The following is a 19,385-nucleotide window of genomic DNA, read 5'->3' on the forward strand; positions in this document are numbered from 1 at the left end:
CGATGACAATTTGCCGCACGCTCGCCTTGCTCGCATTCTCCTGTCTGCTGCCGATCAGCGCAGCAACCGCCGAAGGCATTACCGTGCTTGACGCGCGCGGCCGCGACGTTGCGATCGACGATCCCACACGGATCGTCTCGATCGGCGGCGCGATCACCGAGATCCTCTATGCGCTCGGCTTCGAGGAGCGCATCGCCGGCGTCGATGCGACCAGCCTCTATCCGCCAGCGGCGCTGCGCCAAAAGCCCGACGTCGGCTATATGCGCCAACTGTCGCCCGAGGGCGTGCTCGGCCTGCATCCGTCGCTGGTGCTCGCGGTGCAGGGCTCGGGGCCGAAGGAAACCATAGACGTGCTGGAGGCGGCGAAAGTGCCGCTGGTGCTGGTGCCGGAGACATTCTCGGAGGCCGGGCTGGTCGAGAAGATCAGGCTTGTCGGCCATGCCATGGGCGCCGATCCGCGCGCCGCGTGCCTGTCCGCCGCGGTGGAAAGCGATCTCGCACAACTGCGGGCGATGCGCGCCAAAGTGGCAAAGCCGGTGCGCGTGATGTTCGTGATGTCGCTCCTGAACGGCCGGGCACTGGCCGCCGGCCACAAGACCGCTGCGGACGAGATCATCCAGCTCGCCGGCGGCGTCAACGCCATCGACGGCTACGACGGCTACAAGCCGGTCAATGACGAGGCCATCGTGGCGGCGAAGCCCGATGTCGTGCTGTCGATCGATCGCGGCAAGGACTCGCTGACGTCGGACGCGGTGTTCGCGCATCCGGGCTTTGCGCTGACGCCGGTCGCGGCCAACAAGGCCTTCATTTCGATGGAAGGGCTTTATCTGCTCGGCTTCGGACCGCGTACTGCGGCTGCGGCGCGCGACCTCTCGGTCAAGCTCTACCCGGCGCTGGCACCGCAAGCCGAAGCCTTCAAGCCGGCGGCGCTGAGCGCGAACTGCCGGCAATGAGCGCGCTGGCCGAGCGCAGCGCGCGTGCCAAGCAACGCCGCGCCGGCATGTCGCCGCGGCCGGCGGCCACGCTCACTTTGCTTTGCTTGTTTGCGGCACTTGCAGGGACCGCACTGATCGCCCTGACGGTCGGGGCCGCCGGCATCCCGCTCGCGCGGCTTCCGGCCGCGCTCGGGCTATGGGGCGATGCCGTGACCAGCCCGCTACTGGCGCGCGACCAGCTCGTGGTGTGGTCGATCCGCATCCCGCGGATCGCGGCGGCCGCGATGGTCGGCGCACTCCTTGCGGTATCAGGCACGATCATGCAGGGCCTGTTCCGCAACCCCCTCGCCGACCCCGCGCTGGTCGGCGTCTCCTCCGGCGGTGCGTTTGCCGCAGCGGCGGCGATCGTGTTCACCGAGAGCCATCTCGGCGAGAGCCTGCGCTTCCTGCAACACCAGTTGCTGCCGGTCGCGGCCTTTGCCGGTTCGCTGGTCACGACCATCGTGCTTTATGGCATCGCCAGCCGCGGCGGCCGGACGTCGATCGCGATCTTCCTGCTGGCCGGGCTTGCGATTGCCGCGATCGCCAATGCCGGCATCGGGCTGCTGGTGTTCGTCGCCGACGACCGCCAGCTCCGCGACATCACCTTCTGGATGCTGGGTTCGCTCAGCGGCGCGACCTGGAGCAAGCTCACGGCGCTGGCCCCAGTGCTGGCCGCGGCCCTGATCGCCTGCGTCCCGATCGCCCGTGGGCTCGACGTGCTGGTGCTCGGCGAGGCCGAGGCGTTCCATAGCGGCGTCGACGTCGAACGGCTGAAGCGGATGTCGATCGTGCTGGTGTCGGCGATGACCGGCGTCGCGGTCTCGGTGTGCGGCGTGGTCGGTTTCGTCGGGATCGTGGTGCCGCATCTGTTGCGGCTGGTGATCGGTCCTGCGCATCGCCTGCTGCTGCCGGCGTCGGCGTTGCTCGGCGCCATCCTGCTGGTTGGTGCCGACACCGTGGCGCGCACCATCGTGGCGCCGGCGGAAATGCCGATCGGCATCCTGACCGCGGCAATCGGCGCGCCGTTCTTCCTCGCGATGCTGCTGCGCCAGCGCACCCTGGTATCGCTATGAGCGCGCTGCTCGAAGCGCAGGCGTTATCGATGACGGTCAGCGGCGCCACGCTGGTCGATGCGGTCTCGTTGCAGATTGGCGCCGGCGAAATGGTCGCGATCGTCGGCCCCAACGGCGCCGGTAAATCGACCCTGCTGCGCATGCTGTCGGGCGACCTGCGTCCGTCCCGCGGCACCCTAAGGCTCAGGCAGCGCGACCTCAATACCTACCGTCCGCGCGAGTTGGCGCAGCACCGCGCGATGCTGTCACAGCACGTCAATGTCAGCTTCCCGTTCACGGTCGAGGAGATCGTCAGCATGGGCGCCGGCGAGAGCCCGCGCACCGCGGCGCGTGGCCTGGTCAGGGCGGCGCTGGACGAGGTCGGGCTGGCGCCCTTCCGTTCCAGGCAGCTGCCGACGCTGTCCGGCGGCGAGCAGCAGCGCGCGCATTTCGCTCGCGTGCTGGTCCAGCTCGCCTGCGGCGAGGCGCTGCACGGGCCGGGACTCCTGCTGCTGGACGAGCCGACGTCGAGCCTCGATCTGCGGCACCAGATCGACCTCGTCGAGACCGCGCGCCGGCGCGCCAAGCGCGGCACCGCCGTGATCGCGATCCTGCACGACCTGAATCTCGCGATGCGGTTCGCCGACCGCATCCTGCTGCTGCATCGCGGCCGGCTTGCCGTCGACGGCGACCGCGCTGCCGCGATGCGGGCCGAGACGCTGCGCAAAATCTTCGAAATCGACGCTGCGATTGAATACACCGGAGACGGCGTACCATTCCTGCTGCCGCAGACGATGCGCCCCGCGGGCCAAGCGACGTAACGCCGCAAGCCTTATCCTTTCGTAACATCGGCGATTCACAAAACTGTCAGCCGGCTGTAACAGGCACCTCGGACAACACCGCATCGTTTATCCCTTGGGAGATCAACCATGCGCCTGTCCCTGCTCTGCTCCGTCGCCTCGATCCTGCTCGCCACACCGGCGTTCGCGCAGAGCGAGGGCGAATTCCCGGCGACGCTGGCGGGACACGCCGTGATGCCGGCGGAGAGCTTCATCGATGCTCCCGCGGACGCCCCCAACGATCTCAAGACCTCCGGCAAGTACACCACCGGCAAGCGCGTCGATGCGATCGGCACCGTGATGGGAAAATCCTACGAGCGGCCGACCGGCGTGTCGCTGCCGTTCAAGGGCCAGCCGCTGCAAGGCCATTCCGGCATCAAGGCGATGCCCGACGGCTCGTTCTGGGTGATCACCGACAACGGCATGGGCTCGCGCTACAACTCGACGGACTCGATGCTGTATCTGAACCGCTACAAGATGGATTGGGCGGGCGGCAAGATCGAGCGCCAGGAGACCGTATTCCTGCACGATCCCGACAAGAAGGTGCCGTTCCGCATCGTGCATGAGGACACCGCCAAGCGTTACCTCACCGGCGCCGACTTCGACACCGAGGGCTTCCAGATCATCAACGACACGTTCTGGATCGGCGACGAGTTCGGGCCCTACATCCTCAAGGCCGACAAGACCGGCAAGATCCTCGCCGTGTTCGAGACGGTCGCCGACGGCAAGCCGGTGCGCTCGCCGGATCACTGGGCGGTGCAGTCGCCCGGCGCGCCCGGCGTCACCTACACCAACGTCAATCTGCGCCGCTCCAAGGGCTATGAAGGCTTCGCCTCCTCCAAGGACGGCAAATTCCTCTACGGCCTGCTCGAAGGACCGCTGTGGGACGCCGAAAAGAAGGACTGGGAGAAGGTCGACGGCAAGGAAGCCTCACGCATCCTCGAGTTCGACGTCGCGGCGGAAAAGTTCACCGGACGCTACTGGCAGTATGTGTTCGAACAGAATGGCAATGCGATCGGCGACTTCAACATGATCGACCCGACCCAGGGCCTCGTGATCGAGCGAGACAATGGCGAAGGCACTGCCGACAAGGCCTGCCCGCAAGGCCAGCGCGGCGAGAACTGCTTCCCCGATCTCGCCAAGTTCAAGCGCGTCTACAAGATCGAACTCTCCGACGCCAATGTCGGCAAGCCGGTCCGCAAGATCGCCTATATCGACCTGATGAAGATCCGCGATCCGAACAAGAAGGCCCGCAAGCCGCTCAACGACGGCGTCTACACCTTCCCGTTCTTCACCATCGAGAATGTCGACCGGGTCGACGACACCCACATCATCGTCGGCAACGACAACAACCTGCCGTTCTCGTCGAGCCGCGACCCCAACAAGGCGGATGACGACGAGTTCGTGCTGCTCGAAGTCGGCGACTTCCTGAAGGCGAAGTGAGGCGCCTCTCACCACACTCAACACTGTCATGCCCCGCTCAAGGCGGGGTATGACAGTGAGTATGCGGCGATCTTGGTGGTCGTCGAGACAACCCTATTCCAATGGTTGTCCTGCAATAGCCCCTCTACCGACGCGCTAGATGATGATAGCCTCGGCTGATACTTGAGTCGCTTTGGGGCAAATCATGCAAGAGAAATCCAGCCTGACCACCATCGAGGCGCTGATAGCCGCGGGCTTCGTTGTGTACCTGACCTGGGATCAAAGCTGGGGCCTTCCGCCGGCATGCATCGCCCTGATACTCGGCGTGATCGTGTACTTTTCCTATCTATACCTGATGCGCCGACTGGTGAGGCTTCATCAAAACAGCTACGGGGCGGTGGCCACGATATTGGCCCTTGCGTGGGCCGTATTGGCTTACTTCGCAACGGGCGCGCTGCAGGCGGGCTTCGCCAGCCAGATACCCGACACACTGCTCATGCATCTATGGCCGTGGATCGCGGCGATCGCCGCTTTCATTGGCGCGCTCGCCAGCAAGGTCCGCTTCATGGACGATGTTCGCGAATATGTCCTCGGCCGTCGTGCGCACTGGGACAACCAGCAATGGCTGGAGGAGAACGCCGGCTTCTAACGCGTTTTCAGCGAAGTGAACACCCAGTTCGCGTGAAGAAAACACGTCAATAAAGCGAGCGTTCACGCGGCAAGCGTCACTCCTTCCTGGTCCGGTAATCCCCGAACGTGGTGTCGCGCTGGTCGAGCTGGGCCTTCACGCTGCGGCCGTCGCGGCGGAAGCCCGCCATGTAGGCCTTGCTCGCCTCGGTGGTGAAGGCCAGCGCCTGAATCTCGGTGCCGGCGCGCATGGCGGCGCGGGCGCCCATGATCTCCATCGCACGATGCACGCTGCGCTTGTTGAGCTGCTGCAGCTCGATCGGCACCTTCGCCGCGCGCTCAGCGAAATCGAGCGTCTTGCTCTCCAATTCGGCGAGCGGAAAGGAGCGGGTCGCATAGCCCCATTCGGCGGCCTCACGGCCGGACATCGCATCGCCCGTCAGCATCAATTCCATGGCGCGGCGCATGCCGACCAGCCAGGGGTGGTACTGCATGTCGGGCGGGCTCATCAGCCGCACCGGCGGGTAACCGATCTGGGCATCGTCCGCGACATAGACCACGTCGCAGGCGGTCGCGAGCTCGGTGCCGCCGGCGAGGCAATAGCCGTGCACCTGCGCGATCACGGGCTTGGCGAGATCCCAGATCGAGAACCAGCCTTCGATGACATGGCGTGACCATTGGCCGGGGCCGGACGCCGAATGATAGGGCTGGTCGACGCGGTTATCGGCGGACAGATCGTAGCCCGCCGAGAAGCAGGGCCCAGCACCACGCAGGATCGAGATCGAAACATCGGGATCGCGGTCGGCCTGCTCCAGCACCTCGAAAATCTCGCCGCGCAGACGGTTGTTGAGCGCGTTGCGCTTCTCGGGGCGGTTCAACGTGATGCGGCGGACGCGCGGACGCGGATCATCGACGACGATGTGCTGGTAGCTCATGGATCCTCCCGATCTCGGACATTTTTGCCCTTGGCAAAGTGATGCCCGAGATCGGGAGTGAAGTCATCGGCTGCTGGTGCAGATCAGCCCGCCGGCACCATCACGACGCCCTTGTCCTTCGGCCAGCGCATCCGCCAGGCGAAATTGACGTCACGGACTTCACCGGCCTTGGCCTCGAACGCCCATTCCAGCACGCCGCGCCTGTCACGCAGGTTGGTGGTGGTCGCTGGCGTCGACGACGGCAGCATCTCGACGACGATGTCGTCGTTCTCGCTGACCGGGAGCTGATCCTGGATCGCGACCTTGACCGGGAAGTCGTGACCGTTGCGCACCGTGGTCTTGAACGCACGCTCGTCGGTCTTCGACGTCGTAACGATGAGACCCGCGGAGCCCTCGTTGCGCTTCACCACGGTACGCTCGATCTTGACCTTGTCGTCGGCGCCGAAGCCGAGCCGCACGGTCTCGTCCTTGGCGGCGGTGACCATCCGGCTGCGGCCGACGAAGATGCCGTCGCGGTAGATCGAGACCTGCCCCGGCAACAGCGGCGCGTCGTCGGCCTGCACAAAGCTCGCTTCGAGGAACGCGGTCGGATCGAGCACCGGGACGGCGCGAACCGCCAGATCGGGGGTGATCGTTGCCGTCGCGATGCGCAGGCTCTTGGCGCCCTCATTGGCGGCGATGCTGACGCGGCCGGGGATCTTGAAGGAGGCCTGGAAGGCGCTGACCTCGGCAGCGGCCTCCTGCTCCTCGGCCTTCTTGAACAGATGCTGCTCCATCGAAGGTGCAGCCGGTGTGGGCATTAGCGCCGAGGGCTGCTGCACGCTATCAAACGCTCGGCCGGCCGCCAGTGGCCGCGGCGGCTGCGGATATCGGACGATCAGCGAATTGAGATCGGGCGCGTTGCCGCCGCGCGCGACGCGCACGGTGGAGACCGCGAGCGCAACGTTCGACCAATCCTCGCCGGTCGACTGGGTGATCTCGGCACGGCGCACCAGTTCGATCGCCGGCTTGCGATCCTTTGCGCCGGTGTCGAGACGGGCGTCGTAGATCGGCAGCCAGCGCGCATTGCGCACCGCATAGGTCACCCGCAATGTCGCGCGGGTCGCGGCGGCGGAGGCAAGCTCGATCCGCACCTCGAGCTTGCTCGGCGGCTTGGCGGCACGATCGGCTTCAAGACGCGCGATCTCGCGATCAATGTCGCGCTGCTTGCGCGTGGCGTCGCGGATCGCATTGTCGGCGGTCGCGACTTCGTCCCCGACCGCCGAGAACGCGGCACGCCACTCGCTCACCGGACGCGCCTCGCCCTTCTCGCCGATGCCGACCGGCGAGGCCTCGGCAAAATGTTCGGCGAATTTACGCCGCGCCTCGGCCGCGATGATGATCCCCTGCAGATCCTCGCGCTGGTCCTTCAGCGCCTCGACCCGCTTGTCGATGTCGGGCAGGTTGGCCGGCGGCACGGGGCGCGGCGGCCGCGCGTCGATGGCTCCGATCGTCAGCCGCTCGCCCGCCTCGCCTTCGACCCGCAGCGAGGTCGGATCGAGGCCCATCGGGAAATCCTTCGCGACGAGCGTGTTGTCGCCGGCGGGCAGATCCAGCGTGATGACGCGGGTGACGCTCGCGCCATCGGGATAGACGGTCACGGCGTCGACCTGCGATGCCGCATCGAGATTGGCCGCATGCAGCGGTCCGGCAACCAGCGCTCCCGCCAGCACCAGGCTGGAGGTCACAAGACAATTCGCAATCCTTCGCATCACATCCCTCCGGGAAACATCGCATCGCGCGCGAGACCAACGGCATGCCGGCTCGAGGCGCGCCGTTTCTGGTGGTGAGACGCAGCGAGGAAGCGACTGGTTCGATTGAGGTTTCCCTGCGGCACGACGATGGCGCCGTCGCGGCTGCCGGATGGCGCGGCGATGTCGGATAGTCTCCTTTGCCGGTCAATGCACGGAAGGCGACACAAAAAAAGCACGGCGCCCTGGGGCGCCGTGCAGCAAATCTTGAACGATCGGCCGGGGCCGCAGGCTCAGCTGTAGATCTCGAACAGGCCGGCGCCGCCCTGACCACCGCCGATGCACATGGTCACGACGCCCCACTTGGCCTTGCGGCGACGGCCTTCCTGCAAGAGGTGGCCGGTGAGCCGGGCGCCGGTCATGCCGAACGGATGGCCGATCGCGATCGAGCCGCCGTTGACATTGTACTTCTCGGGATCGATACCGAGCTGGTCGCGCGAATACAGGCACTGGCTGGCGAAGGCCTCGTTCAGCTCCCAGAGGTCGATATCGTCGACCTTCAGGCCGTGGCGCTTGAGCAGCTTCGGCACGGCAAACACCGGACCAATACCCATCTCGTCGGGCTCGCAGCCGGCCGAGGCCCAGGCGACGAAGCGGCCCAGCGGGTTGAGGCCGCGCTTCTCGGCGTCCTTGGCTTCCATCAGCACCACGGCGGCAGCGCCGTCGGACAGCTGGCTGGCATTGCCGGCAGTGACGAACTTGCCCGGACCCTTCACAGGCTCGAGCTTGGCTAGGCCTTCCAGCGTGGTCTCGGGACGGTTGCACTCGTCGCGATCGACCACGTAGTCGACGATCGACTCGGCCTTGGTCGCCTTGTCGACCACCTTCATCCTGGTCTTCATCGGGACGATTTCGTCCTTGAACTTGTTGGCCTGCTGCGCGGCCGCCATGCGGCGCTGCGACTCCAGCGAATACTCGTCCTGGTATTCGCGGCTGAGCTTGTAGCGCTCGGCGACGATGTCGGCGGTGTCGATCATCGCCATGAAGATGTCGGGTGCGGCCTTGAGCAGGTCCGGATCGATCGATTCCTTCGGCGAGCCGCCGCCGGGAATCGAGATGCTTTCGACGCCGCCGGCGACGATGCAATCGGAGCCATCCGAGCGGATCGAGTTGGCGGCCATCGCGATGGTCTGCAGGCCCGACGAGCAGAAGCGGTTCACGGAAACGCCCGCGGTCGACTTCGGCAGGCCGGCGAGCAGCGCGGCCTGGCGGCCGATGTTCGGCGCGCCATGGGCGCAATTGCCGAGATAGCAATCCTCGACATATTCCTTGTCGACGCCGGCGCGATCGACCGCGTGCTTGATGGCGTGCGCGGCGAGCGACATCGGCGGGGTGATGTTGAATCCGCCACGGCCGGACTTCGCCAGGCCGGTGCGCGCGTAGGAAACGATTACGGCTTCACGCATTGTTTTCTCCCTCTGAGATGACGGTCATTGTGGCGCGTCGTGGCCCGTTCGTACACATTTTTCGTGCGGCGCAACAGCAATACCGGAGGCTCTGGAACGACAAACGCCGCCTCCGGGGTCGGAGACGGCGTCATGTTCCGCAGATCGGAATTTGGCTGCATTTCGAACGGTAACTTCGCTCGTCGTGCCCGGCACGTCCCGGGCGACGACGAGAGCCGCTCAAACAGCGTTTAAAACGTCAGCGCCTCAGAACGTCGGCGCCTCAGAACGTCAGCGCTTTGGCCTGCTTCACCTGCGGCAGCGCCTGCACCTTGCTCAGCAGCTCCGCCGGTACCGCGCCGTCGACCTCGACCAGCGCGATGGCGTCGCCACCCTGCTTGACGCGGCCGAGATGGAAGGTCGCGATATTGATTTTCGCATCACCCAGGAGGCTCGCGAACGCGCCGATGAAGCCCGGCTTGTCCTCGTTGGTCACGTAGATCATCGACTTGCCGAACTCGGCGTCGACGCGGATGCCCTTGATGTCGACGAGGCGCGGCTTGCCGTCGGCATAGACGGTGCCGGACACCGACCGCTCCTGGCGCTCGGTCGCGACGGTGACCGTGATCAGGCTTTCATAGTCGCTCTGCGCAGCGCGAACCACCTCGTCCACCACCATGCCGCGCTCCTTGGCGACGACAGGCGCCGACACCACGTTGACCTCGCCCAGCATCGGGCGCAGCAGGCCGGACAGCACCGCCGAGGTGATCGCCTTAATCTTCATCTCGGCGACGTGGCCCTCATAGGTGATCGTGGTCTTGAGGATGCCGCTCTCGGTGAGCTGACCGGCGAACGAGCCGAGCTTCTCGGCGAGCTCGATGAACGGCTTCAGCTTCGGCGCCTCTTCCGCCGTGATCGAGGGGAAGTTGACCGCGTTCGAGATCGCGCCCGACAGCAGATAGTCCGACATCTGCTCGGCGACCTGCAGCGCGACGTTCTCCTGCGCTTCAGTGGTGGAGGCGCCGAGATGCGGGGTGCAGATCACGTTGGGATGGCCGAACAAGACGTTCGTCGTCGCCGGCTCCTCGACGAACACGTCGAAGGCGGCGCCCGCGACATGCTTGGAATTCAGCGCATCGACCAGCGCCTGCTCGTCGACCAGGCCGCCGCGGGCGCAGTTGATGATGCGGACGCCCTTCTTCATCTTGGCGATCGCGGCCGCGTCGATGACGTTGCGGGTCTTCTCGGTCAGCGGCGTGTGCAGCGTGATGAAATCGGCGCGCTTCAGCAGGTCATCCAGCTCGACCTTCTCGACGCCGATGTCCTTGGCGCGCTCCGGCGACAGGAACGGATCGAACGCGATCACCTTCATGCGCAGGCCGAGGGCGCGGTCGGCGACGATCGAGCCGATATTGCCGCAGCCGATCACCCCGAGCGTCTTGGCGGTGATCTCGACGCCCATGAAGCGGTTCTTCTCCCACTTGCCGGCCTGGGTCGAGGCATCGGCCTGCGGGATCTCGCGGGCCAGCGCCAGCATCAGGGTGATGGCGTGCTCGGCGGTCGTGATCGAATTGCCGAACGGCGTGTTCATCACGATGATGCCCTTGGCGGTCGCGGCCGGGATCTCGACATTGTCGACGCCGATACCGGCGCGGCCGATCACCTTGAGCTTGGTCGCCTTCTCGAGGATCTTGGCGGTCGCCTTGGTGGCCGAGCGGATCGCAAGGCCATCATAATTGCCGATGATCTCGGCGAGCTTGTCCTTGTCCTTGCCGAGGTTGGGCTGGAAGTCGACCTCGACGCCACGATCCTTGAAGATCTGCACGGCGGCGGGCGACAGCGCGTCGGAAATCAGAACTTTGGGTTTTGTCATCGGAATGATCCGTTGCTGAACGATGCGTTTGAATACACGACGGCCGCGGGCACGACGCCCGCCCGGCCACTCTGCGCGATAGGTGGCCGGGTCAATTAGCGAAGACGCGCTTCGCGCTTAGCCCGGCCATGACGATGATGAATTACGCGAAGCGGCTTATGCCGCCTCTTCAGGCAGCCTTGGGCAACGCGGCCTTGGTTTCGGCGAAGGCCCAGTCGATCCACTGCGTCAGCAACTCGACGTCCTTTGCCTCGACCGTGGCGCCACACCAGATCCGCAGGCCAGCCGGCGCATCGCGGTAATACGCGAAGTCGAAGCCGGCGTTTTCCTTCTCCACCAGCGCGACCAGCTTCTTGCAGAAATCAGCCTGCGCATCGGCGGGAAGCGAGGTGATCGCGGGATCGGTGAACTTCAGGCACACAGAGGTGTTGGAGCGGATCGCCGGATCCTTGGCCAGGAAGTCGATCCAGGGCGTCTTCGCCTTCCAGTCGGCGATCGCCTTGGTGTTGGCGTCGGCGCGCGCGATCAACGCCTTCAGGCCGCCGATCGACTTCGCCCAGTTCAACGCGTCAAGATAGTCCTCGACGCAGAGCATCGACGGCGTGTTGATGGTCTCGCCTTCGAAGATGCCCTGGTTGAGCTTGCCGCCCTTGGTGAGGCGGAAGATCTTCGGCAGCGGCCAGGCCGGCTTGTAGCTCTCGAGCCGCTCCACCGCACGCGGCGACAGGATCAGCATGCCATGCGCGGCTTCACCGCCGAGCGCCTTCTGCCAGGAGAAGGTGACGACGTCGAGCTTGGCGAAATCGAGCGGCTGCGCGAAGGCGGCCGAGGTCGCGTCGCAAATCGTGAGGCCTTCACGGGTTGCGCTGATCCAGTCGGCGTTCGGCACGCGCACGCCTGACGTGGTGCCGTTCCAGGTGAAGATGACGTCGGATGCGGGATCGACCTTGGAGAGATCGGGGATTTCACCATAAGCCGCGTTCAGCTTGGTGACGTCCTTCAGCTTCAATTCCTTGACGATGTCGCTGACCCAGCCCTCGCCGAAGGATTCCCAGGCGAGCGTGGTGACGGGCCGTGCACCGAGCAGCGACCACAGCGCCATCTCGACTGCGCCGGTATCCGACGCCGGCACGATGCCGATCTTGTAGTCCGCAGGCACCTCAAGCACTTCGCGCGTCAGTTCGATCGCGAGCTTGAGCTTGGCCTTGCCGACCTTCGCACGATGCGAGCGGCCGAGCGCTGCGTCCTTGAGATTGTTGGGGTTCCAGCCGGGGCGCTTGGCGCAGGGGCCGGAGGAGAAATGCGGCACGTTGGGCCGCGAAGCGGGCTTCGCTGCAGTCATAATCTACCCTTCCAGATAGCTGCCTCTCGGTGGGGAGAGGTTTCCCGCGGTCGGAGATAGTGGAAGGGTACCCAAACGTCAAGGAAGTTCAGACTTTTCCGGAACAATCGGGAGATCACGGCTGATTGATGGGGCGTCCTCGACCTGCTGCATCGTCTCCTGATCGAGCAGATCTGCCGCCAGAGTCATGATCTTAACTGCCTTGCGCCGGCTCGATATTTTCAAAATGCTCTTATCGCCGGCCTGCACGATGTACTCGTTGCCGACCCGCACGATCGAATAATCCGACATTCCAATCCCCAGTTGCCCGCCGCCCCGTGGGAGACGTCCGACATACCGGACTCGTTCCGACCCGTAAAATCACGGAGGCCGGCTTAGTTTATTGGCTGTTAACCGGATCGCGGAGCAACGGCTACCGCAGGCATTGCCCTGCGTGCGGCACAACTTCGAGCGCCCGGCTCAAAAGCGCAGCGTCATGCCGAGATGGCTGCGCGCGAATCCAAGCCGTTCATAGAAGCGCTGCGCGTCGACGCGGGTGTAGTGCGTCAGCAACTCGACGAGCGTGCAGCCTTGCGCGCGCGCCTCGGTCACCGCCCACTGCACGAGCTGCTCGCCGATGCCGCGGCTGCGGCAATGCTGTGCAACGCGGACGTCCTCGAGCAGGCCGCGCGAAGAGCCCTGCGAGCTGAGGCCGGGCAAGATGGCGAGTTGCAGGCAGCCGACGATGGCACCCTCGCCGTCGACGGCTACGACGAGCTGCAGGTTTGCATCACGCTCGACCCGCGCGAAGGCGTCGTAATAGCTTTGCGGCAGCGGATCCTCGATCCGCTCGCGCGCGCTGCCGAGCGGATCGTCCGCCAGCATGCCGACGATGGCGGCGACATCCTCGCGCCGCGCGCGGCGGATCGTGATCAATGAGGCTTCAGTCATATCGATGTTCACCAGAGGTCAGGGCACCGCCGGCAGGCCGAGCACATGCTCGGCATCGGCGATCCAGCGGCGGATGATGGGATAGCGCGCGAGCGCGAGGCCGCCGTCCTCCGCCATGCGCGTGTAGGTAAGCAACGACACGTCGGCGAGCGAGAACGCATCGCCGACCAGGAACTGCGTGCCTGCAAGATGCCGCTCCAGGTGATCGAGTGCGACATAGCCGCGCTTGATCAGGTTCGGATCGATCTCGGAGACGGCCTTGCCGAGATACACGGTCTGGAAACGGCAGACGGCGACATAGGGCTCATGGCTGTTCTGCTCCCAGAACATCCAGGCATCCATCTGCGCCGCACGGTACGGGTCGGCGGGGATCAGATCGCTGCCGCGCGCGAGATAGCGGATGATGGCATTGGATTGCGCGAGCGTGCGGCCGTCATCCAGCTCGACCGTCGGCACCTGGCCCCAGCCGTTCAGCCTGAGGAAATCCGCCGTCCGGCTGCCGCCCTTCATGGTGTCGATCTCGACCCATGTGTAAGGGAGCGCCAGCTTGTCGCACACCCATTTCACCTTCAGGCAATTGCCTGAATTGGCGTCGCCGTGGATTTTCATGTGGGGTCGCTCCGCTTGCGGAGCAACATCGGATCAGCCGCACATTGCGGTGTCAAGCGACGCAGCGTTGGTCAGAACTTGTAGCCGATCGCCGCACGCACGCTGTTCTGCGTGACCGAGGTGTTCTTGACCGGCATGAACTTGACGTATTCCCACTCGCCGCGCAGGAAAACACAGTTCCACAGCATGTATTCCAGGCCGAGACCGGCGGTCCAACCGGCAACGTAAGCGTCCGTTTTCGCATCCGTCGCGGTTTGCGCAAACTGCGGAAGTGCAAAGGTGGTCGAACTTCCGTCGGCAAAGTTGATCGTTCTGTTCACGGAGCTCGTGACCGTGCGCGAAACATCCATCCGGCCGACCGCAAGGCCGCCGAAGGCGTAGGGGAGGAAATCACCGGTTGCCCAACCCGCGCGACCGCGGAATGTCATCTCATCCTTGAGCCTCATCGAAGCGCTTCCATTCAACGTCACGCCGTCGGCGGCAGTGGCGCCGGCCGGCAGGACGAGGGTTGGTTGTGCGACTTGAATCGGACCCAGACTTCCGGACGTCGTTGTCGTAAGTCCGGACCAATATGTATAGTTTGCTTCGACACCCACCACGACGTCGTCATACTGCCAGTTGCGCCCGACAAATGCTCCGAAGCCCGAGCTTTGCGCATTGACCCGACCCAGCAGATTGAATTGGGATGTCGGCCCCTGCAGCGTGGTGTTGCGGAATATGGAATTGGTCAGGGAAGCAACGCTACCGCCAAAGTCGGTGTTGATCCAAGTCTGGCCGACCTGGCCGCCGACATACCAGCCGTCCCAGTTTCTGGTTGGTGCGCTGGAAGCGGGCAGACTACCGCGAAGGAAATCAGGCATGTCGGCCGCCTGCGCGCCAGTCACCGCTCCGAACATCATCGCCGCCAGCAAGAACCTACGCATCGCAACGCTCCATCCCACTCATCGAATGCGCGTTGATCATCGCCTGTTAACCTTAACCAATCGTTGTCGCCGGCCGCTTTCGACCACGCAAGTTGCAACGAGCGCGACGTGATGCGGCAACGGAAAACGGCGCGGGATGATCCCGCGCCGTTTCAATCGTTAACCGTGAGGGCTCGAAGTTAACCCTTGTTAGCCCTTGCGGATCAGCGGGGGCGGCGGCGGCGGGGGCGGCACGTCGCAGCACGGCAGGTTGAAGCGCACGCCGAGCTTCACGTCCTGCGAGGTGATGTCGCGGTACTGGAAGCTCGAGGGACCGGCCGGCGTGTTGTCGAAGAAGTGACCCTGGCCCTGGCCGGCAGTGCCCATGTCGAGGTAGCGATAGGCCAGTTCGACCGTGAAGTTGTTGGTGACCCTGTAGGCGACACCGGCGTGCAGCGCCCAGGCGAAGTTGGTCTTGGTGGCGCCGTCGGCGATGAAGGAGCTGGTCAGGCCGGACCCGCTCGGGAACGTCGCATTGTCGGAGAAGGCCGCGGTCTTGATCACAGCGGCACCGACACCGGCACCGATGAACGGGGTCAAGCAGCCCCAGGTGCCGAGATCGGCGTAGACGTTGACGAGGCCGACCCAGCTCTGGATGCCGCCGTGATAGGTGTCGCCCAGCGAGCTCGGCCCGGGGAACGTGAAGAAGTCGGTGCCGTTGAAGCTCACCTTCGAGCGATACTCACCGGTGACGTCGGCGCGGAACCAGCTGTTGAACTGATAGCCGACGCCGATGCCGTAGAGCATGCCGCCATCGAAACCGTGGCCGTACTGGTTGAAGGCCGTGCCGGCCGGCAGCGTGTCGTAGGCGTTGACGTGCAGCTTGGCCTGGGTGTTGGTCATGCCGATGTCGCCGCGCAGATACCAGCCGCCGAAATCCTGGACCGGCGGAGGCGCATACGCCATCGGGGGCGGCGGCATGATCGGCATGTCGGCAGCGAACGCCGCCGAGGACAATAGAGATGCCGCGCCGGCGGCAAGCAGGGTCTTTACGCTACGCATTGGCTTCGTCCTTTTGTGCCAAGTGAGGCGACACGAAAAGCCCCACGTCTGAAACTCACGGGCGGACGATGCCAGCAAATGTTTAAGCGGCACTTAACCCTAATTTTTAAGGTTGATTTTCTCTGACCTATTTCTGCGGCTGTTGCTTATGGGTCCATAAATGCGCGCATGCACCGGCGAAAGATGGCGATCTCGCCACATGTGCTAATGAAGCGTTGACGCGGACGCGCGTTTGCATCGCACGCGGACTGCGTTTGTTAGCGAATGCTTAATGCGGGAACCGCTGGCTGCCCGACAAGCTGCCGGGGGCTCAGCGAACGGACTTCGGCATCTTCGGCAGGAACACCGCGAGCAGGCCGATCGCCGGCAGGAATGCGCACAGCTGATAGACAAAGGCGATCGAGGTGTGGTCCGCGAGCTTGCCGAGCACCGCAGCGCCGAGCCCGCCGATGCCGAAGGCGACGCCGAAGAACACGCCCGAGATCATGCCGAAGCGATGCGGCATCAATTCCTGCGCGAACACGATGATCGCCGACGTCGCCGACGAGATGATCAGGCCGATCACGACAGTCAGCACGGCGCTGGCGAACAGCCCGGCATAGGGCAGTGCCAGCGTGAACGGCAGCGCACCGAGGATCGAGAACCAGATCACGTATTTGCGGCCGAAGCGGTCGCCGAGCGGGCCGCCGATGAACGCGCCGGCGGCGTTCGCGGCGAGGAAGATGAACAGATAGAGCTGCGCCGCCTGCGTCGACACGCCGAACCTGTCGATCAGATAGAAAATATAGTAGCTCGACAGGCTGGAGACATAGAGCTGCTTGGAGAACAGCAGCGCGACCAGCACGATGAGCGCGATCATCACGCGCCGCTGGTCCGGATGGTCGGGATGCCGCTCAACCGCAGCCACCCTCTTCCCAGCGATCTGCGGCTTGTACCAGGCGCCGATGCGCCAGAGGATCACGATGGCGAGGAATGCGATCGAGGAGAACCAGGCGATCGAAGGCTGGCCGAACGGCACCACGATCAAGGCGGCGAGCACAGGTCCCATCGAGGTGCCGAAGCTGCCGCCGAGCTGGAACACCGATTGCGCGAAACCGTAGCGGCCGCCTGAAGCCAACCGCGCGATGCGCGAGGATTCCGGGTGGAACACCGCGGACCCGAGACCGACCAGCGAAGCCGCGATCAGAATCATCCCGTAAGAGTGTGCGACGCTGAGCAGCAGCAGCCCGAAGAAGGTGAAGCCCATGCCGATCGCAAGCGAGAACGGCTGCGCCTTCTTGTCGGTGAAATGCCCGACCAGCGGCTGCAGCAGCGAGGCGGTGAACTGGAACGCCAGCGTGATCATTCCGATCTGCGCGAAGTCGAGCGCGTAATTGTCCTTCAGGATCGGATAGACCGAGGCGATCAGCGACTGCATCGTGTCGTTGAGGAAGTGCGAGAAGCTGATGCCGGCGAGCACGACATAGGCCGGCCCCGCCGCGGCGGCCGCCTTCGCGGCGGTCAGCGCCGGCACCGGCACCGGTTCGCCCTGTGCCTGTTCGCTTATGACGGGCTTGTTCAATGCAGCATTCCCGGACGGATTCGCAAAAATACCTCCGTGTCGTACGACGCGGAGGCAGCCGGGACCAGTTGCGCTAGCCGATGGCAGCGATGCGCTGTGTGGTCAGCATTACTGAATCAAATCCGTCTCCGTCATCCCCGCGCAAAGGCTTCGCCTTTGTCGCTGGAGGTGCGAGCCCTTGCGAGCCTCGAAGGATGCACGGCCACTAGCCGGCCCGTCGATCCTTCGAGGCTCGCTACGCGAGCGCCTCAGGATGACGGAATCGGCAGGTGAGCCCCGGAGAATCTATAGCTTCAAGCCGCGGCGGCGTGGCCGAGTGCGCTGACGATGTTGTCGACGACCTCTTCCACCAGGATGCGGTCGTCACCCTCGCCCATGACGCGGATCACCGGCTCGGTGCCGGAGGGCCGGATCAACAGCCGGCCATGGCCGTTGAGACGTTTCTCGCCGTCGGTGATCGCGGACTTGACTTCGGCGGCATCGAGCGGCTTGCCGCTGCGATAGCGCACGTTCTTCAGGATCTGCGGCAGTGGTTCGAACCGCCGGCAGATCTCCGACACCGGGCGGCGCAGCTTCTGCACCACGGCCAGCACCTGCAGCGCCGCGACGAAGCCGTCGCCGGTGGTCGAATAATCAGACATGATGATATGGCCCGACGGCTCGCCGCCGAGATTGTAGCCGCCGCTCAGCATCTGCTCGAGCACGTAGCGGTCGCCGACCGGGGTGCGGACCATCGAAAGCCCGTGGCTCTGCAGGAAGCGCTCGAGCCCCAGGTTGGACATCACGGTCGTGACGATGCCGGGCTTGGCGAGGCGGCCCTCCTCCTTCCAGCTCTGCGCGATCACCGCGAGCAGCTGGTCGCCGTCGACGATGTGGCCGCGCTCGTCGACCAGGATGACGCGATCGGCATCGCCGTCGAGCGCGATGCCGATGTCGGCGCGCATCTCGCGCACCTTGCGCGACAGCGCTTCCGGCGAGGTGGAGCCGCATTCCTTGTTGATGTTGAAACCATCGGGCTCGACCCCGATCGGCACCACGTCGGCGCCGAGCTCCCACAGCGCTTCCGGCACCACCTTGTAGGCGGCGCCGTTGGCGCAATCGACCACGACGCGCAGGCCGTCGAGCGAGAGGTCGCGCGGCAAAGTGCGCTTGGCGAATTCGATGTAGCGGTCGTGGACGCCGTCGATGCGGCGGGCGCGGCCGAGGCTCGCGCTCTGCGCCAGGCGGCGGTCAAGCGATTCATCGAGCAGCTGCTCGATCTGCTTCTCGACATCGTCGGACAGCTTGAAGCCCTGCGGGCCGAACAGCTTGATGCCGTTGTCCTCGAAAAGATTGTGCGACGCCGAGATCATGACGCCGAGATCGGCGCGCATCGACTTGGTCAGCATCGCGATCGCAGGCGTCGGCATCGGGCCGACCAGCAGCACGTCCATGCCGACCGAGGTGAAGCCCGCCACCATGGCGTATTCGATCATGTAGCCGGACAGCCGCGTGTCCTTGCCGATCACGACGCGATGGCGATGATCGCCACGCTGAAATACCAACCCTGCGGCCTGCCCCACCTTGAGCGCGAGCTCCGGCGTGATCAGCCCATTGGCGCGGCCCCGAATTCCATCGGTCCCGAAATATTTGCGGCTCATGTAACCCCCAACACGGACCCCTCGAACCATCCGGCGAGAGAGTCCCGAACGCCTACCAGTGTAGCGTGCATCGGCCTTATAGACTGCCAGGCGCTAAGATGACTTCAAAAAATATGATGAATCATTACCACAGCCGAACCGCATTTTTCGGCCTTAAGGCGCTGAAAAATATAACATTCCGCTCGTTCACACAATCCCCGGAACGCGCGCTATCCCCTACCCTTTGCCGCTACGCTTGACGTGCTGGTCGCCCTTGGTCGGGGCCGGCTGGGTCACATTGACGGGGTCGGAACCGGGAAACGTCTCCTCCAGGCCCTCTTCCAGGGCCTCGTCGAGCCGGCGCTTTTCAGCATTGTCGTCAGCCTTCGGCTTTGATCCCGATTGCGTCATCGCGCTCTCCCATCCGTGGTCGATTTGGCGGACCATCCAACCATGCTAG

The 19,385-nt window shown here is 64.7% G+C and carries 18 protein-coding genes; 5 read left to right on the top strand and 13 right to left on the bottom strand.

The features are described from left to right. The first annotated feature begins 2 nt into the window (after nt 1-2). From CK489_RS40130 to CK489_RS40150, 5 genes are all read left to right on the top strand, one after another. Nucleotides 3-953 carry a heme/hemin ABC transporter substrate-binding protein gene (locus CK489_RS40130; RefSeq protein WP_095736169.1) on the top strand — a complete coding sequence of 317 codons (951 nt, stop codon included), beginning with the start codon at nt 3-5 and terminating at the stop codon, nt 951-953. Then, the gene (locus CK489_RS40135) at nt 950-2,050 is read left to right on the top strand and encodes a FecCD family ABC transporter permease (RefSeq protein WP_095736170.1); all 1,101 of its coding nucleotides are present in this window, start codon (nt 950-952) and stop codon (nt 2,048-2,050) included. Before CK489_RS40130 ends, CK489_RS40135 begins: the two co-directional genes overlap by 4 nt. Continuing rightward, entirely contained in the window at nt 2,047-2,850 is an 804-nt protein-coding gene (locus tag CK489_RS40140; RefSeq protein ID WP_095736171.1) for a heme ABC transporter ATP-binding protein, read from the top strand. The genes CK489_RS40135 and CK489_RS40140 overlap by 4 nt, the downstream gene beginning before the upstream one ends. Nucleotides 2,851-2,958: 108 nt before the next feature. Further along, entirely contained in the window at nt 2,959-4,311 is a 1,353-nt protein-coding gene (locus CK489_RS40145) for an esterase-like activity of phytase family protein (protein ID WP_095736172.1), read from the top strand. Between the two features lie 184 nt (nt 4,312-4,495). After that, nucleotides 4,496-4,939, top strand: a complete 444-nt coding sequence (locus CK489_RS40150; protein WP_095736173.1) for a hypothetical protein — start codon at nt 4,496-4,498, stop codon at nt 4,937-4,939. A gap of 76 nt (nt 4,940-5,015) precedes the next feature. On the opposite strand, the gene CK489_RS40155 is transcribed toward CK489_RS40150, so the two are convergent. The 13 genes from CK489_RS40155 to CK489_RS42020 form a co-directional block, all read right to left on the bottom strand. After that, a complete protein-coding gene (locus CK489_RS40155) occupies nt 5,016-5,852 on the bottom strand; it encodes an enoyl-CoA hydratase-related protein (RefSeq protein ID WP_095736174.1) in 837 nt (278 codons plus the stop codon). Nucleotides 5,853-5,935: 83 nt separating this feature from the next. After that, nucleotides 5,936-7,603, bottom strand: coding sequence for a mucoidy inhibitor MuiA family protein (locus tag CK489_RS40160; RefSeq protein ID WP_095736175.1), 1,668 nt, complete (start codon nt 7,601-7,603; stop codon nt 5,936-5,938). 272 nt (nt 7,604-7,875) lie between these two features. Next, entirely contained in the window at nt 7,876-9,048 is a 1,173-nt protein-coding gene (locus CK489_RS40165) for a thiolase family protein (RefSeq protein WP_095736176.1), read from the bottom strand. Between the two features lie 262 nt (nt 9,049-9,310). Continuing rightward, nucleotides 9,311-10,900 (bottom strand): phosphoglycerate dehydrogenase, encoded by a 1,590-nt coding sequence (gene serA / locus CK489_RS40170; RefSeq protein ID WP_095736177.1) that lies wholly within the window; start codon nt 10,898-10,900, stop codon nt 9,311-9,313. A 169-nt stretch (nt 10,901-11,069) separates the two neighbouring features. Further along, nucleotides 11,070-12,242 carry a phosphoserine transaminase gene (locus tag CK489_RS40175; RefSeq protein ID WP_095736178.1) on the bottom strand — a complete coding sequence of 391 codons (1,173 nt, stop codon included), beginning with the start codon at nt 12,240-12,242 and terminating at the stop codon, nt 11,070-11,072. 78 nt (nt 12,243-12,320) lie between these two features. Further along, the gene (locus CK489_RS40180) at nt 12,321-12,533 is read right to left on the bottom strand and encodes a hypothetical protein (RefSeq protein ID WP_050630397.1); all 213 of its coding nucleotides are present in this window, start codon (nt 12,531-12,533) and stop codon (nt 12,321-12,323) included. Between the two features lie 168 nt (nt 12,534-12,701). Further along, nucleotides 12,702-13,172 (bottom strand): GNAT family N-acetyltransferase, encoded by a 471-nt coding sequence (locus CK489_RS42550; protein WP_245350765.1) that lies wholly within the window; start codon nt 13,170-13,172, stop codon nt 12,702-12,704. An 18-nt stretch (nt 13,173-13,190) separates the two neighbouring features. After that, complete coding sequence (locus tag CK489_RS42555) at nt 13,191-13,781, bottom strand: glutathione S-transferase family protein (RefSeq protein ID WP_245350767.1); 591 nt, start codon at nt 13,779-13,781, stop codon at nt 13,191-13,193. Nucleotides 13,782-13,852: 71 nt separating this feature from the next. Further along, the gene (locus CK489_RS40190; protein ID WP_050630394.1) at nt 13,853-14,704 is read right to left on the bottom strand and encodes an outer membrane protein; all 852 of its coding nucleotides are present in this window, start codon (nt 14,702-14,704) and stop codon (nt 13,853-13,855) included. A 189-nt stretch (nt 14,705-14,893) separates the two neighbouring features. Continuing rightward, nucleotides 14,894-15,745, bottom strand: coding sequence for an outer membrane protein (locus CK489_RS40195; protein ID WP_198961137.1), 852 nt, complete (start codon nt 15,743-15,745; stop codon nt 14,894-14,896). 310 nt (nt 15,746-16,055) lie between these two features. Then, nucleotides 16,056-17,306, bottom strand: coding sequence for an MFS transporter (locus tag CK489_RS40200; RefSeq protein ID WP_198961138.1), 1,251 nt, complete (start codon nt 17,304-17,306; stop codon nt 16,056-16,058). A 293-nt stretch (nt 17,307-17,599) separates the two neighbouring features. Then, complete coding sequence (gene glmM, locus CK489_RS40205; protein WP_050630393.1) at nt 17,600-18,946, bottom strand: phosphoglucosamine mutase; 1,347 nt, start codon at nt 18,944-18,946, stop codon at nt 17,600-17,602. A gap of 216 nt (nt 18,947-19,162) precedes the next feature. Then, a complete protein-coding gene (locus CK489_RS42020) occupies nt 19,163-19,336 on the bottom strand; it encodes a hypothetical protein (protein ID WP_167350180.1) in 174 nt (57 codons plus the stop codon). Nucleotides 19,337-19,385 lie beyond the last annotated feature (49 nt).

Source organism: Bradyrhizobium sp. UFLA03-84 (genome assembly GCF_002289535.1).
GTDB lineage: Bacteria > Pseudomonadota > Alphaproteobacteria > Rhizobiales > Xanthobacteraceae > Bradyrhizobium > Bradyrhizobium viridifuturi.

Coding starts and splice junctions, on each gene's coding strand:
- CK489_RS40130 (WP_095736169.1), top strand. CDS start 3: ATGACAATTTGCCGCACGCTCGCCTTGCTCGCATTCTCCTGTCTGCTG.
- CK489_RS40135 (WP_095736170.1), top strand. CDS start 950: ATGAGCGCGCTGGCCGAGCGCAGCGCGCGTGCCAAGCAACGCCGCGCC.
- CK489_RS40140 (WP_095736171.1), top strand. CDS start 2,047: ATGAGCGCGCTGCTCGAAGCGCAGGCGTTATCGATGACGGTCAGCGGC.
- CK489_RS40145 (WP_095736172.1), top strand. CDS start 2,959: ATGCGCCTGTCCCTGCTCTGCTCCGTCGCCTCGATCCTGCTCGCCACA.
- CK489_RS40150 (WP_095736173.1), top strand. CDS start 4,496: ATGCAAGAGAAATCCAGCCTGACCACCATCGAGGCGCTGATAGCCGCG.
- CK489_RS40155 (WP_095736174.1), bottom strand. CDS start 5,852: ATGAGCTACCAGCACATCGTCGTCGATGATCCGCGTCCGCGCGTCCGC.
- CK489_RS40160 (WP_095736175.1), bottom strand. CDS start 7,603: ATGCGAAGGATTGCGAATTGTCTTGTGACCTCCAGCCTGGTGCTGGCG.
- CK489_RS40165 (WP_095736176.1), bottom strand. CDS start 9,048: ATGCGTGAAGCCGTAATCGTTTCCTACGCGCGCACCGGCCTGGCGAAG.
- serA (WP_095736177.1), bottom strand. CDS start 10,900: ATGACAAAACCCAAAGTTCTGATTTCCGACGCGCTGTCGCCCGCCGCC.
- CK489_RS40175 (WP_095736178.1), bottom strand. CDS start 12,242: ATGACTGCAGCGAAGCCCGCTTCGCGGCCCAACGTGCCGCATTTCTCC.
- CK489_RS40180 (WP_050630397.1), bottom strand. CDS start 12,533: ATGTCGGATTATTCGATCGTGCGGGTCGGCAACGAGTACATCGTGCAG.
- CK489_RS42550 (WP_245350765.1), bottom strand. CDS start 13,172: ATGACTGAAGCCTCATTGATCACGATCCGCCGCGCGCGGCGCGAGGAT.
- CK489_RS42555 (WP_245350767.1), bottom strand. CDS start 13,781: ATGAAAATCCACGGCGACGCCAATTCAGGCAATTGCCTGAAGGTGAAA.
- CK489_RS40190 (WP_050630394.1), bottom strand. CDS start 14,704: ATGCGTAGGTTCTTGCTGGCGGCGATGATGTTCGGAGCGGTGACTGGC.
- CK489_RS40195 (WP_198961137.1), bottom strand. CDS start 15,745: ATGCGTAGCGTAAAGACCCTGCTTGCCGCCGGCGCGGCATCTCTATTG.
- glmM (WP_050630393.1), bottom strand. CDS start 18,946: ATGAGCCGCAAATATTTCGGGACCGATGGAATTCGGGGCCGCGCCAAT.
- CK489_RS42020 (WP_167350180.1), bottom strand. CDS start 19,336: ATGACGCAATCGGGATCAAAGCCGAAGGCTGACGACAATGCTGAAAAG.